This is a genomic window from Roseinatronobacter domitianus (assembly GCF_023336755.1).
Taxonomy (GTDB): domain Bacteria; phylum Pseudomonadota; class Alphaproteobacteria; order Rhodobacterales; family Rhodobacteraceae; genus Roseinatronobacter; species Roseinatronobacter domitianus.
On sequence record NZ_JALZWP010000007.1, the window covers coordinates 40,454 to 54,098 of the forward strand.

15 protein-coding genes are annotated in these 13,645 nt (G+C 61.9%); 4 read left to right on the forward strand and 11 right to left on the reverse strand.

Annotation, left to right across the window (positions count from 1 at the left end; translation table 11 throughout):
* Positions 1–8 precede the first annotated feature (8 nt).
* The 4 genes from M3N55_RS08585 to aptA form a co-directional block, all read right to left on the reverse strand.
* Complete coding sequence (locus M3N55_RS08585) at positions 9–866, reverse strand: arginyltransferase (RefSeq protein ID WP_249058118.1); 858 nt, start codon at positions 864–866, stop codon at positions 9–11.
* An 82-nt stretch (positions 867–948) separates the two neighbouring features.
* Entirely contained in the window at positions 949–1,383 is a 435-nt protein-coding gene (locus M3N55_RS08590) for an RDD family protein (protein WP_249058119.1), read from the reverse strand.
* Positions 1,380–1,847, reverse strand: a complete 468-nt coding sequence (locus tag M3N55_RS08595; RefSeq protein WP_249058120.1) for a YbaK/EbsC family protein — start codon at positions 1,845–1,847, stop codon at positions 1,380–1,382. Before M3N55_RS08595 ends, M3N55_RS08590 begins: the two co-directional genes overlap by 4 nt.
* Positions 1,840–3,159 (reverse strand): omega-aminotransferase AptA, encoded by a 1,320-nt coding sequence (aptA, locus tag M3N55_RS08600; protein WP_249058121.1) that lies wholly within the window; start codon positions 3,157–3,159, stop codon positions 1,840–1,842. The genes M3N55_RS08595 and aptA overlap by 8 nt, the downstream gene beginning before the upstream one ends.
* 128 nt (positions 3,160–3,287) lie before the next feature.
* Here aptA and fabD point away from each other — a divergent pair, with 128 nt between their 5' ends.
* On the forward strand, positions 3,288–4,217 hold the full coding sequence (fabD, locus tag M3N55_RS08605) for an ACP S-malonyltransferase (protein ID WP_249058122.1): 930 nt from the start codon (positions 3,288–3,290) through the stop codon (positions 4,215–4,217).
* Positions 4,218–4,253: 36 nt separating this feature from the next.
* Here the strand turns inward: fabD and M3N55_RS08610 are convergent, their stop codons facing one another.
* The 7 genes from M3N55_RS08610 to choX all read right to left on the reverse strand — a co-directional run bounded on the left by M3N55_RS08610 (position 4,254) and on the right by choX (position 9,514).
* Positions 4,254–4,817 carry a lipid-binding SYLF domain-containing protein gene (locus M3N55_RS08610; protein WP_249058123.1) on the reverse strand — a complete coding sequence of 188 codons (564 nt, stop codon included), beginning with the start codon at positions 4,815–4,817 and terminating at the stop codon, positions 4,254–4,256.
* A gap of 169 nt (positions 4,818–4,986) precedes the next feature.
* On the reverse strand, positions 4,987–5,166 hold the full coding sequence (locus M3N55_RS08615; protein WP_249058124.1) for a hypothetical protein: 180 nt from the start codon (positions 5,164–5,166) through the stop codon (positions 4,987–4,989).
* Positions 5,167–5,187: 21 nt separating this feature from the next.
* A complete protein-coding gene (locus M3N55_RS08620; RefSeq protein WP_249058125.1) occupies positions 5,188–5,418 on the reverse strand; it encodes a hypothetical protein in 231 nt (76 codons plus the stop codon).
* A 135-nt stretch (positions 5,419–5,553) separates the two neighbouring features.
* On the reverse strand, positions 5,554–6,546 hold the full coding sequence (gene hemB / locus M3N55_RS08625) for a porphobilinogen synthase (RefSeq protein ID WP_249058126.1): 993 nt from the start codon (positions 6,544–6,546) through the stop codon (positions 5,554–5,556).
* Between the two features lie 91 nt (positions 6,547–6,637).
* Positions 6,638–7,690, reverse strand: coding sequence for a choline ABC transporter ATP-binding protein (choV, locus tag M3N55_RS08630; protein ID WP_249058127.1), 1,053 nt, complete (start codon positions 7,688–7,690; stop codon positions 6,638–6,640).
* Positions 7,687–8,538, reverse strand: coding sequence for a choline ABC transporter permease subunit (gene choW / locus M3N55_RS08635; protein ID WP_249058128.1), 852 nt, complete (start codon positions 8,536–8,538; stop codon positions 7,687–7,689). The genes choV and choW overlap by 4 nt, the downstream gene beginning before the upstream one ends.
* Before the next feature lie 55 nt (positions 8,539–8,593).
* Positions 8,594–9,514 carry a choline ABC transporter substrate-binding protein gene (gene choX, locus M3N55_RS08640; protein ID WP_249058129.1) on the reverse strand — a complete coding sequence of 307 codons (921 nt, stop codon included), beginning with the start codon at positions 9,512–9,514 and terminating at the stop codon, positions 8,594–8,596.
* Between the two features lie 100 nt (positions 9,515–9,614).
* On the opposite strand from choX, the gene betI reads away from it, so the two are divergent.
* From betI to betA, 3 genes are all read left to right on the forward strand, one after another.
* Positions 9,615–10,199, forward strand: coding sequence for a choline-binding transcriptional repressor BetI (betI, locus tag M3N55_RS08645; RefSeq protein WP_249058130.1), 585 nt, complete (start codon positions 9,615–9,617; stop codon positions 10,197–10,199).
* On the forward strand, positions 10,196–11,641 hold the full coding sequence (gene betB / locus M3N55_RS08650) for a betaine-aldehyde dehydrogenase (RefSeq protein WP_249058131.1): 1,446 nt from the start codon (positions 10,196–10,198) through the stop codon (positions 11,639–11,641). The genes betI and betB overlap by 4 nt, the downstream gene beginning before the upstream one ends.
* 259 nt (positions 11,642–11,900) lie before the next feature.
* Positions 11,901–13,538, forward strand: a complete 1,638-nt coding sequence (gene betA / locus M3N55_RS08655; RefSeq protein WP_249058132.1) for a choline dehydrogenase — start codon at positions 11,901–11,903, stop codon at positions 13,536–13,538.
* Positions 13,539–13,645: the final 107 nt, after the last annotated feature.

Below are 13,645 nucleotides of genomic sequence, written 5' to 3' on the forward strand. Positions count from 1 at the left end.
ACCGCGCCTTACAGCTTGCCTTTGCTTGGCGGCACGCTGATCGGTCCGCCAACATCCCTTGGCAAGGAAAGCTGCGCCACCTGTTCGGCAATAGGCTGGACAGAAAGTGGATGCGTGGTGCCAGAAAACCGCGCCGGGTCGTCCAGCACTTGCCACGCGCCTTTGTGATAGACCTCTAATGTCGAAAACCGCGCCTTGTAGTCCATCTTGGGGCTGCCGGGGACCCAATAACCCAAATAAACGTAGGGCAGTCCCACCCGGCGTGCCAATTCGATCTGGTCAAGGATCATGAAACTGCCAAGGGATTGGTCGGCCATCTCCGGGTCGAAGAAGGAATAAACAAGGCTTAGCCCGTCTTCCAGAACATCGCTCAAGCACGCAGCAATCAAAGGGCCGTTCGGGCCAGTGGCCGCGTCGCGGTATTCCAGAACGCGCGTGCGGACCGGCGTTTCCTCGACCATGGCGGAATATTCGAACACGTCCATATCTGCCATGCCGCCATGGGTATGCCGGCTGTCCAGATAGCGGCGGAACAGCGCATATTGATCTTCTGTCGCCCAAGCGCTGGTCACATCGCGTTTCAGATGCGCGTTTCGATTAACCACACGACGTTGCGACCGTGACGGGGTGAAATCCGCCACTCGGATGCGTGCCGAAAGACAGGCCGCACAATCGGCGCAAGAGGGCCGATACAGAACATTCTGCGACCGGCGGAACCCTTGCTGCGACAGCTTGTCATTCATAGCCTCGGCCTGATCGCCCTGCAAAGCCGTGAACAGCTTGCGTTCCATCCGGTCCGGCAAATAGGGGCATGGCTGAGGGGCAGTCACATAGAACTGCGGAACGGTCGGCAGGGAATGACGCATTGGCGGCTCTTGTTATGCAAAACCCGGAAAGGTTAGCAAGCGATTGGCCTTTCGCCAAGCCTGCAAACATAACCTATCCGCGTTATTCAGGGGCAATTCGATGCAGCATGGTGGTCGACAGAAGGTGATCGTGCAACCCTTGCCGGTAGGGAGACAGCAATATCAACGCAATGGAAACAATCTGAAGCGGAAACACCGTCCACATCACGGCATGTGTGCTGCTGTAGATGAGCGCGGTGGTCACATCGGGTGTGCGCCCGTTCAGATGCCGCCATTTCAGCGCCATGACCATCATGCCCAGTGTTGCGCCGTAGCGTGACAGCATAACGGTGCGGTAGGCCACAGAGATCGCAGCGAACAAAAGCGGCAAGAAAAACGCGCTGATAAACAATGTCAGCACCAGCCCGACAAGCGTCAGGGCAACCGTGACCAACAGGTCAATCGCCCATGCTCCGGCGCGTTTCAATGGCACGTCCGTGTAGAATTCTGGCTGAAGCGCCGGGTCAGGCAAGGTCATCCGGTAAAATCCGCAACTGTGGCATGGGCGACAGAGATAAGAACCCGCGGGGCAATTGAAAAGACGTGGCGCGGTGTTCCGGCTGCGGCAAAGACGGTATCGAAGCTCAACAGCCGTGGATCGGCCCATGTTGCGGGCGCCGTCAGGTGTCCGATCGGGGCCACGCCGCCGATGGCAAATCCTGTGACCGCGCGCACCTGAGCGGCGTCGGCGCGGCCCAAATCCTCACCCGCCAAAGCGCTGGCCTTATCGGCGCAGATGCGGTTGCCACCCGCTGTCAGGAACAGGTAAAGCGCGCCGCTTGTCTGCCCTGCGAACAGGATCGACTTTACGATCTGGTCCAGCGCGCAGCCGCAAGCCTCGGCGGCGAGTTCCGCGGTGCGCGCCTCTCCGGGTTCTATTATGGTGTTTGGCAGGCCCGCATCGGTCAATGCGCGGGCCACGCGAGCGACGGATTTACTCAAGCGCGTCCAGAACCTCTGCCAATGTGCCGATCAACTGATCGATATGCGATTTCTCGATTATCAAGGGCGGCGACATGGCGATGATATCGCCCGTGGTGCGGATCAGGATACCCTTTTCATAGGCTTGCAAAAACGCGTTGAAGGCCCGCTGCGTCGGCTTGCCTGCAATCGGTTCCAGTTCCACCGCGCCGATCAGCCCCATATTGCGCGTGTCGATGACATGGCGATGGCCTTTCAGCGAATGCACCGCATCCTCCCAATAGGGCGCAATGTCATGCGCGCGGGCGAACAGGTTGTCCTGTTTATACGTCTCCAGCGTGGCCAGCCCGGCGGCGGAAGCAATCGGGCTGCCCGAATAGGTATAGCCGTGGAACAACTCGATCAGGTTTTCCGGCCCTTGCATGAAGGCGTCGTGAATATCCGCCGTGGTCAGCACCGCGCCCATCGGGATTACGCCATTGGTCAGACCCTTGGCGCAGGTAATCATGTCGGGCATCACGTCGAAATGCTGCGCGGCAAAGGCGCTGCCAAGACGGCCAAAGCCGGTAATGACCTCATCGAAAATCAGCAGAATGCCGTGCTTGCGGGTCAGTTCACGCAGGCGCTGCAAATAGCCCTTGGGCGGGATCAGCACACCGGTGGACCCGGCCACAGGCTCGACAATCACAGCGGCAATCGTGTCCGCGCCGTGCAGCGCGACCATGCGCTCCAGATCATCGGCCAGATGCATGCCATGCTCTGGCTGGCCGCGCGACCATTGGTTTTCGGGCAGATGCGTGTGGGGCAAGTGGTCGACCCCTGCCAGCATGGCGCCAAAATGACGACGATTGTTGACAATGCCGCCCACCGAAATGCCGCCGAAATTCACGCCATGATAGCCGCGCTCGCGCCCGATGAGCCGGGTGCGGGTGCCGTTGCCAAGCGCACGGTGGTAGGCGATGGCGATTTTCAGCGCGGTTTCCACGCTTTCCGACCCGGAATTGGTAAAGAATGCGTGGTCGATACCTTCGGGCGCCAGATCGACCAGACGGTTGGCCAGTTCGAACGCTTTGGGGTGGCCCATCTGGAAGGCAGGGGCGTAATCCAGCTCCGTGACCTGTTTCTTGATCGCTTCGGTAATCAAGGGCCGCGCATGGCCCGCGTTGCAGCACCACAGCCCCGCCGTGCCGTCCAGCACCTGACGTCCGTCCGATGTGGTGTAATGCATACCATTGGCCGCGACCAACATGCGGGGCGCCGCCTTGAACTGGCGGTTCGCGGTGAACGGCATCCAGAAGGCGCGCAGGTCGTTTGGTGTAGGACGGTCAAGCATGGCTGGCTCCGATTGCAGGGTTGCGGGAACGCTACCATAATAGAGCGCCCGTGCAAGCCTGACCGGCGCTTGAACCGGGCAGCAGTTTGGGGCATTGCCTAACGGGCAAACAAGGGTTGGAGACTGACATGAGCCGCGCATTCCTATTTCCCGGTCAAGGGGCACAAACCATCGGCATGGGCCGCGCGCTGGCCGACAGTTACCCGGCGGCGAAAGCGGTGTTTCAGGAAGTCGATGACGCTTTGGGAGAGGCTTTGTCGACGTTGATCTGGGACGGCGATATCGCCGACCTGACCCTGACTGCCAATGCGCAACCGGCGCTGATGGCAACGTCCTTGGCGGCGTTCCGCGCTATGGAAGCCGAAGGCGTGGCAATCACCGATGCGGCTTTTGTCGCAGGGCATTCGCTGGGCGAGCATTCGGCGCTGGCGGCGGCGGGGTCGCTGTCGATTTCTGACGCGGCCAAGCTGTTGCGCATCCGGGGGCGTGCGATGCAAGCCGCCGTGCCGGTGGGCGAGGGGGCAATGGCGGCGCTGCTGGGGCTGGATTTTGCCACCGCATCTGAGATTGCGGCAGAGGCTGCGCAGGGCGAGGTGTGCCAAGCCGCCAATGACAATGACCCCGCGCAGGTGGTCGTCTCTGGCCATAGGGCGGCGGTAGAACGCGCGGTTGAAATTGCGAAAACGCGCGGCGCGCGGCGGGCCATGTTGCTGCCCGTGTCGGCCCCGTTCCATTGCGCGCTGATGCAGCCTGCGGCCGATGCCATGGCAGAGGCGCTGGCCGGCGTTGCCCTGAATGCGCCTGCTGTGCCGCTGGTGGCCAATGTGAGGGCGGAAGCGGTCAGCGATCCCGCCACCATTCGCGCGCTGCTGGTCGAGCAGGTGACCGGGTCGGTGCGGTGGCGCGAGTCGGTCGCTTGGATGGCCGATCAAGGCGTGACCGAATTCTGGGAAATCGGCGCGGGCAAGGCTTTGTCGGGGATGGTCAAACGGATTGCAAAAGGGTCAGACACCCGCACCGTGGGCACGCCAGAGGATTTGGCGGCTTTGGCGACGTGACCAAGAGGCCCCGGCTTTAGGGCCGGGGCGCGAGGTTCAGGGAATGATCCGGGCGTATTTCACGCCTGCCAGTGATGCACCCGCCAGAACGCCCGACTGTCCGAACACCACAGCAATGACGGGGGCGAATTGGGTCGTGGTTTCGGCCCCAAGTGATCCGCCTTGCGTCGGGGTAGCATAGCGCAGGTCCGCGCTTGCAGCCCAGCCTTCGGAATAACGAAAATCCGAAAGCGCCTGTTCGGTCATGAAAAACAGCGCATGAGCATATTGCTGCCCGCCGATTTGCAAACCAAAGCTGGCGCGGGTGGCGGAATAGTAGTCGACCGTAGCATCATCTATGCGCAGCGCGCCGCGCCCGTAAGAGCCACCGACGAACAGCCCTGCCTCTGTAACGACAGGGATATACAGAATCCCACGCGAGTTCTCGAATAGTTCACCCAAACTGGGATAGTTGCTGCGAAGATAGTCGCGAGCGGAGTCGACCCGCGCATCCAGACGGTCGGCACCCTCGCTGCCGATTGGATTGCCGCAAGCGGCCAATCCAGTGGTGATACCCGCCAACCCTGCGAGCGTGAAAGCCCGCCTGCTTATCTGTGTCATTGCTCTGCCTCTGATAAAGGATACCGCTATCCTGCGACCTTGACACTAAATTAGCGCGAATGTGCGGCTTTGTCACCCGTGTGCGGAGCTTTGCGGCAGTTCCTTGCGCATGCCCAGAGTCTGGCTTGGATCGCGTGTCAAACTTACCTTTGCCCTTGGTCGCCTTGCATCAGAAGGTTTGAGTATAAAGCGCGTGGGCCTCTTCATAGGTCATAACGCCGGAGATTGGGTATAGGCCGCGCGACATCAATTCGTCGCGCTGCAACGACATGATATCGAGTTGCGCACCCGCACCCATCGTGGACAAGCTATGTCCGACCGAATTGTCGTCGGCTTCTACCGCGTTCATGAAAGCCGCGACCCGATCTTGTTACCAGCCCCTCAGTGTGCTGTCGGTTGCTTCCGCAAAGCAAATCACTTGCGGATAGACCCAACCTTGCGGCAGCAAACCCGGTCGACCGAACAGGATGCTGGCCACGCGCGCACCGCTCAAGCTGTTCTGAATGTCCATGCCCAAAGGATCGGTGCCCGTCCTGACGGCCACAACAGAGGACACGCCAAGCCCGACGGTTGCCGCGGCCAACACGACCCAATCCACCATGATCGCACCTGATTGGTTCGCCAACAACCGCTGGATGCGTCAAATAGCATGGTTCATTCTGTGCCCCCTTGTTGAACCTATGTCCAAGAATTATAAAAGCAGCGGGGCAAAAACTGGGGCGTGAATATGGCCAGACTATGAAAGCGCCGCTGCCACGCGGGGCGCAAAATAGGTCAGCACCCCGTCGCAGCCTGCGCGTTTGAACGCCAGCAGGCTTTCCAGCATGACCTTTTCGCCATCCAGCCAGCCGTTCTGCGCCGCCGCCATCAGCATCGCGTATTCGCCAGAGACCTGATAGGCAAAGGTCGGGCGCTGGAAGCGGTCCTTCACGGCGCGGCAGATGTCCAGATACGGCATGCCGGGCTTAATCATGACCATATCGGCGCCCTCTGCCAAGTCGCGCGCGACGCAGGCCAGGGCTTCTTCGCGGTTGGCGGGGTTGATCTGGTAGGTCGCCTTGTCGCCGACCAACCGCGCGCCCGCGCCGACCGCATCACGGAACGGGCCGTAAAAACCCGACGCGAATTTCGCGGCATAAGACAGGATCGCCACATCCCGATGTCCGGCCGCTTCCATCGCGGCACGCAAAGCGGCGATGCGGCCATCCATCATGTCAGACGGCCCAAGGATGTCGGCGCCCGCCTCGGCCTGTGCCAACCCCATCTGGACGAGCGCGTCCACGGTTTCGTCATTCAAGATCTGCCCATCCACAACAAACCCGTCATGGCCATTGGCATTATAGGGGTCGAGCGCGATATCGGTCATCACCATCAATTCGGGCAATTCCGCTTTCAGCATGCGGATCGCGCGGTTGGTCAGGTTGTCGGGGTTCCAGGCTTCGGCACAATCCTCGGTGCGCAACTCTTGCGCGGTGTAGGGGAATAGGCAGATCGCGGGGATGCCAAGGGCCAGCGCCTTTTCTGCGGCTGGCAACAGGCGGTCCAGTGACAGGCGGTTTACGCCGGGGAGGGAGGGGATCGGCTCTTCAACGCCCTCTCCGTCACGAATAAAAACCGGCCAGATCAGGTCGCCCACACCTAGCCCGTTTTCTTGCACCATGTCGCGCAGGGCGCGGGTGCGGCGCAATCGGCGCATACGGGCGGCGGGGTAGGGGGCGGGGCTGTGCATCTGTCTGTCCTTCGGTCCGGTTCTGCCCTGTGGTGCCATGCAAATGCCGGAAAGGGAAGATACCGCGCGTCACCTGCCCGGTCATGCGGTGTTACGCGCTATCCGGCATCAGCCCGCGCGTGGCGGTCAGCGCCGCCATGACTGATGCTCGCGTCACCTGCCCCAATACACGGTCCCCGTCCGACAAGGCCAGCGTGTCATGCTGGTTGTCGAATTGCGCCATGACCTCTCGGATTGGCATGTCCGCCGGGACACTGCGCGTCGGTGCGCCGACCACGCTGGCGGGCACAAGCGCGTCGCGCGCGCGCAGCACGCCCAGCGGGTTCATATTGGCGACGAAATCGGCCACATACTGGTTCGCGGGGGTCTGGAATATCTGCGCGGGCGTGCCGCATTGGATCATCCGGCCACCTTCCAGAATGGCAATTCGGTTGCCCAGTTTGAACGCTTCGTCCAGATCGTGGCTGACGAAGATGATGGTGCGTTTCAGCCGCGCTTGCAGTTCCAGAAGTTCGTCTTGCAGCCGCGCGCGGATCAGCGGGTCGAGCGCCGAAAACGGCTCATCCATCAAGAGCACGGGTGCGTCAGTGGCGAACGCCCGCGCGAGTCCCACGCGCTGTTGCATCCCGCCCGACAAAGCGCTGACAGGCTGGTCGGCCCATTGCGTCAGGCCCACCAGTTCTAGCTGCGTGTCGATCTTTTCGCGCCGGGCGCGTTTGCCCATTCCGGCCAGTTCCAACCCCAGCCCGACATTCTCGCGCACCGACCGCCACGGCAGCAGGCCAAATTGCTGGAACACCATCGCGACCGTCCGGGTCCGCAAACGGCGCAATGTGGCGCGGCTGGCATTTGGCACGCTGACCAATTCGGTGCCGTCATTGACCAGCACATCGCCCTGCACGATGGGGTTCAGCCCGTTCACCGCGCGTAAAAGCGTGGATTTTCCTGACCCTGACAGGCCCATCAGCACGACAATCTCGCCCGGCGCCACATCCAGCGAACAATCATGCACGCCCAGAACCTGGCCCGTCTTTTCCTTGATGGCGTCGCGGCTCTGGCCGGTTTCCATCAGCGGGATTGCTTTGTAAGGGTTTGACCCGAAAACGATAGAGACGTTTTGAAAACGAACGGCGGGATCGGTCATCGCGCTGCCTCCACCCGTAGCATGCGGTCAAGCATGATGGCCACGGCGACGATGACCGCGCCCGCCTCGAAGCCAAGCGCCGCATTGACCGTGTTCAGCGCCCGCACAATCGACACGCCCAAGCCCGGTGCGCCCACAAGCCCTGCGATGACCACCATCGACAGCGACAGCATGATGGTCTGGTTCAACCCGGCCATGATCTGTGGAAAGGCAAAGGGCAGTTCCACCTTCCAGATGCGCTGGGCCGTGGTCGCGCCAAAGGCCGTCGCCGCTTCAGATAGCGCCTGCGGGGTGGACCGGATGCCAAGTTCCGTCAGCCGGATCGCGGCGGGCATGGCGAAAATGACAGTCGCAACCAGCCCCGGCACCATGCCAAGCCCGAACAGCACCAGCACCGGAATAAGATAGACGAAGACCGGCAGCGTCTGCATCAGGTCCAGAATAGGCGTCAGCGCGCGGTAAAACCGCGGGTGATGCGCGGCATAGATACCCAAGGGAACGCCCACACCCATACAGACCACGCAAGACGCCAGAACAAGCGTCAGCGTCTGCATCGTTAAGTCCCAATAACCTTGGTTCAACGCGAACAAGGCGCAGAGGCCCACGATGATGACCGACACCAGCCGGCGTTGCAGCAGCCATGTCAGCGCGCAGAACGCTGCAACAATGATGAACGGGTGCGGCACGCTCAGCGCGCTTTCCAACCCGCCAATCATGCTGCGCAGAGTTTGTTCCAGTGTATCGAATGCTGTGATGAACGTGTCTTGCAGCCATTCAAACCCCATTGCGACCACGCGGCCCACCGGGATTTTCGCGTCTATGATGGGTTGGGTAAATGCGTCGGCCATGCGGTGCCCCTTAATCAAAAAAACGCCCCGGACCATTGGCCGGGGCGCGAAGGGATCAGTTCAGCGCGGCCATAACGGCGGCCATGGCGTCGCCGCCGTCTGCCGTTGTCACGCCCTCCAGCCATGGGCTGATAGCGTCGGTGTTGGCCGACAGCCACGCGGTCGCGGCGGCTTCGGGCATCGTGCCATCATTCAGGATCGCGCCCATGATCTCGTTTTCCATGGCCAGCGTGAATTCGAGGTTGTTCAGGAACGCGCCGACATTCGGGCATTCCGCGACAAACCCGGCGCGCGTGTTGGTGTAAACCTCTGCACCGCCGAAATTGGGGCCGAACCAGTCGTCGCCACCGGCCAGATAGGTCATGTCATAGGCGGCGTTCATCGGGTGCGGTTCCCACCCAAGGAACACAACAGGCTCATCCCGGCGGTCAGCGCGGGCGACTTGGGACAGCATCCCCTGCTCAGAGCTTTCGACCACCGTCAGGCCCGACAGTCCGAACGCATCGGCCTCGATCATATCAAGGATCAGGCGGTTGCCGTCATTGCCCGGCTCGATCCCGTAGATTTTGCCGTCCAGTGCCTCGGCCTGCGCGGCGATGCTGGCGAAATCGGTGATCCCAAGGGCCGCGCCTGCCGCATTGGTGGCAAGCGTGTATTTCGCGCCGGTCAGGTTGCGGCGCACTGTGTCGACGGTGCCTGCCTCGCGGTAGGGGGCGATATCGGCTTCCATCGTGGGCATCCAGTTGCCAAGGAACACATCGACATCGCCATTGGCCATGGACGTGTAGGTTACGGGCACTGACAGAACCAACGTGTTGGTGTCATAGCCCAAGGCGTCCAGCAGCGTGGTGGCTACAGCGGTTGTGGCGGTGATGTCGGTCCAGCCCACATCGGAAAAGGTGACAGACGTGCAATCTGCAAAAGCTGGGCCAGCGGCCAAAGCGGCGGCGGCAAGCGTCGTCAGGCGAAGGGTCATTGATATTTCTCCCATGTTGCGTTTTTTCTTGATTGACCAATCAATAAACAATCGGATAGCAAACTTGCAACAGAAATGTCGTTTAAGGGGCCAAGCTGCCATGCCGAAGGTTGGAATGGAACCTATCAGGCGCGACGCGCTAATCAAAGCCGCTATTGTCGAGATCGGGCAGGCGGGGTCGCTGGATGTGACCGTCAGCCGGATCGCCAAGCGCGCGGGTATGTCGGCGGCGCTGGCGCATCATTATTTTGGCTCAAAAGAAGCAATGTTTCTGGCCGCCATGCGGCATGTGCTGTCGGTCTATGGTGCCGAAATCCGTGGCGCGCTGATCGCGTCCGACACGCCGCACGACCGCTTGCGCGCTCTGGTGCGGGTGTCTTTCACCGGCAGCAATTTCCGGCGCGAGGTCGTCGCCGCCTGGCTGAATTTCTACGTTCTGGCGCAGCGGCAGGACGATGCCGCGCGGCTGCTGCGGATATATCAAGCCCGGCTGCGGTCGAACCTGCGCCACGCACTGCGGCCCTTGGTTGGCGCGCGTGCGGGCGATCTGGCCGATGGCGCGGCGGCGATGATTGACGGTGCCTATCTGCATGAAGCCCTTGGCACCGGAGAGCCGGACAGCGCGCGCGTCTGCGGGCAGGTGCAGGGCTGGCTAGAGGCCGCGATAGACGGAGGACAGTCATGAGAGCACAACCCAAAGCCAGCCATTTCATCGGCGGTGTGTATGTCGAGGATGACGCCGGCGCGGCGTTTCACAGTCATTATCCAGCAACCGGAGAGGTGATCGCCAAGCTCCATTCGGCCACGCCCGCGATTGTCGAGCGGGCCATGGCCGCCGCAGCAGATGCACAGGCCGACTGGGCCGCGCGCCTGCCTGTGGAGCGGGGCCGCATTTTGCAATGTGCCGCGCAGATCATGCGCGATCGAAACCAAGACTTGTCCGAGTTGGAAACGCTGGATACCGGCAAGCCGCTGCAAGAGACATTGGTGGCCGATGCGGCTTCCGGTGCGGATGCCTTGCAGTATTTTGCGGGTTTTGCGCCGACCGTGACGGGCCAGACCATCGCGCTTGGCCGCGACATGGCGTATACCTTGCGCGAGCCTTTGGGCGTCTGTGCTGGCATCGGTGCTTGGAACTATCCGATCCAGATTGCGGCCTGGAAAGCCGCGCCGGCCTTGGCGTTTGGCAATGCGCTGGTGTTCAAACCGTCCGAGGTGACGCCGCTTTCGGCGCTGGCCTTGGCCGAGATATTGCATGAAGCGGGCTTGCCCGCGGGGCTGTTCAACGTGGTGCAGGGCGCGAGCGATGTTGGCGCGGCGCTGGTGGGCGACAGCCGCGTCGCCAAGGTCTCGCTGACCGGGTCGGTGCCGACGGGCCGCAAGGTTTACGCGCAAGCCGCCGAGGGCATTCGCGCGGTCACGATGGAACTGGGCGGCAAATCGCCCCTGATCGTGTTCGAAGATGCTGATCTGGACAATGCCGTGGGCGCGGCGATGCTCGGGAATTTCTATTCCTCGGGGCAGATCTGCACCAATGGCACGCGGGTCTTCGTGGCGCGTTCGGTGCTGCGGCCGTTTCTGGAAAAACTGGCCGCGCGCACAGGGCGCATTGTTATGGGCGACCCGCTTGATGAAGCGACGCAGATGGGGCCGCTGGTCAGTGCTGCGCAGGCTGAGCGCGTGATGGGCTACATCGCGCGTGGGATTGCTGAAGGTGCACGGTTGGTTTGCGGTGGCAAATCGGCGGGCGGGTGGTTCGTTGAACCGACGGTGTTCGCCGATGTGACCGATGAGATGACCATCGCCCGCGAAGAAATTTTCGGGCCGGTGATGTCGGTGCTGGTGTTTGACGACGAGGACGAGGTCATCGCGCGCGCCAATGCAACCGAATACGGGCTGGCGGCGGGGGTGTTTACCCGCGACCTCACCCGCGCACACCGTGTTGTTGGGCGTTTGCAGGCAGGCACCTGTTGGATAAATGCCTATAATCTGACGCCGGTCGAAATGCCCTTCGGTGGCGTCAAGGCCAGCGGGGTCGGGCGCGAGAACGGGCACGCGGCCTTGGAGCACTATACGCGGGTCAAGTCGGTCTACCTGGGCATGGGGGATGTCGATGCGCCCTATTGAGCAGCCGCAACCAAATTGCCGCGCCTTGCGGCGCGCAGAGATGTGACGCTGGCCCGCCTGTCGGCGGGCGTTTTGCCCCACCGCTGTGTGGGGCGGCAGATGTCGTTATTTTGCTGAGAGGCGGTTCAGGGGCAGGTCTGCCCTGAACGCGCCATGTCAAGTGTAACGCTGTCCGGTCCGCGTCAAGGACAAGCCGCGCAAGCGCGGTCGCTGGCGCGATCCTTGACCCGGCCCGGACAGCTTTCGGAGCCTATGAGACATGCAGGCGGATTATGTGGTTGTGGGGGCTGGGTCTGGCGGATGCGCGGTGGCGTATCGGCTGGCAGAGGCCGGTCATTCGGTGATCGTGGTGGAAGCGGGTGGGTCGGATGCCGGCCCGTTCATCCAGATGCCGGGTGCTTTGTCCTATCCGATGAATATGGCGCGCTATGATTGGGGCTATCAGACGGAACCCGAGCCGCATTTGGGCGGGCGGCGTTTGGCGTGCCCGCGCGGGCGCGTTCTGGGCGGGTCGAGCAGCATTAACGGCATGGTCTACGTGCGCGGCCATGCGCGCGATTTCGACCATTGGGCCGATCAAGGCGCGGATGGCTGGCGCTTTGCCGATGTGCTGCCCTATTTTCGCCGGATGGAGAATTGGCAGGCGGGTGCAAGCCCGTGGCGCGGGCAGGGTGGGCCGCTGCATGTGTCGCGGGGCAAGCGCGAGAACCCGTTGTTTGATGCCTTTGTCGAAGCCGGGCGGCAAGCCGGCTACCCTGTGACAGAAGATTACAACGGCGCGCAGCAGGAAGGGTTCGGCGCGATGGAGGCGACGATCCATCGTGGACAGCGCTGGTCCGCCGCGCGGGCCTATCTGCGCCCTGCCGTGGCGACGGGCCGGGTGCGTGTGGTGCGAGGGCTTGCCGCGCAGGTCTTGTTTGATGAGGCGAACCGCGCCATCGGGGTTGCGTTGCAGGATGGGCAGACCATCCATGCGCGCGCCGAGGTGGTGCTGGCCGCAAGCAGTATAAACACACCGCAGATTTTGATGTTGTCGGGCATTGGCCCTGCCGCGCATCTGGCCGAACATGGGATCAAGCCGCGCGCCGACCGCGCGGGTGTGGGGCAGAACCTGCAAGACCATCTGGAACTTTATCTGCAATATGCGGCCAGCCAGCCCATTACGCTGTTCAAATATTGGAACCTGTTGGGCAAGGCTTGGGTTGGCGCGCAATGGTTGTTGGTGCGCAAAGGTCCGGGGGCGTCGAACCAGTTCGAGGCCTGCGCCTTCATCCGCTCGCGCGCGGGGGTCGAGTATCCTGACATTCAGTATCATTTTCTGCCAATTGCTGTGCGCTATGACGGGCAGGCCGTGGCCGAGGGGCATGGGTTTCAGACTCATGTCGGCCCCATGCGTTCTGTCAGTCGGGGTTGGGTCAAGCTGGCCAGCCCGCGCGCGCAGGACGCGCCGCGCATTTGTTTCAACTACATGAGCGACTCGCAGGATTGGGAGGATTTCCGTAGCTGTATTCGCCTGACGCGCGAGATCATGGGGCAGGCGGCCTTTGCGCCTTATTTGAAGTATGAAATCCAGCCGGGTGGCACTGTCCGGGATGATGCTGCACTGGATGCGTTCATCCGTGACCATGTGGAAAGCGCCTATCACCCTTGCGGCACAGCGCGGATGGGCCGGCCCGACGACCCGCTGGCGGTGGTGGACCCAGAGGGCCGTGTTATCGGGGTGGACAGGTTGCGCGTGGCCGACAGTTCTATCTTTCCGCGCATCCCTAACGGCAACCTGAATGCACCGTCGATCATGGTAGGCGAGAAAATCGCAGACCATATGCTGGGGCGCTGTCTGCCGCCGATGAATCTGGAACCTTGGACTGATCCCGATTGGGCGCGGCAGCAGCGCTGAAATTTCTTGCAAATTTTCAACATCTGCTCAAGGATCGCGCAGAAGGTGGGGCGAATGCAGGCATCAGACTTGCACAGCCCCGCTGTGCATGCGCTGCTGCGTTATCA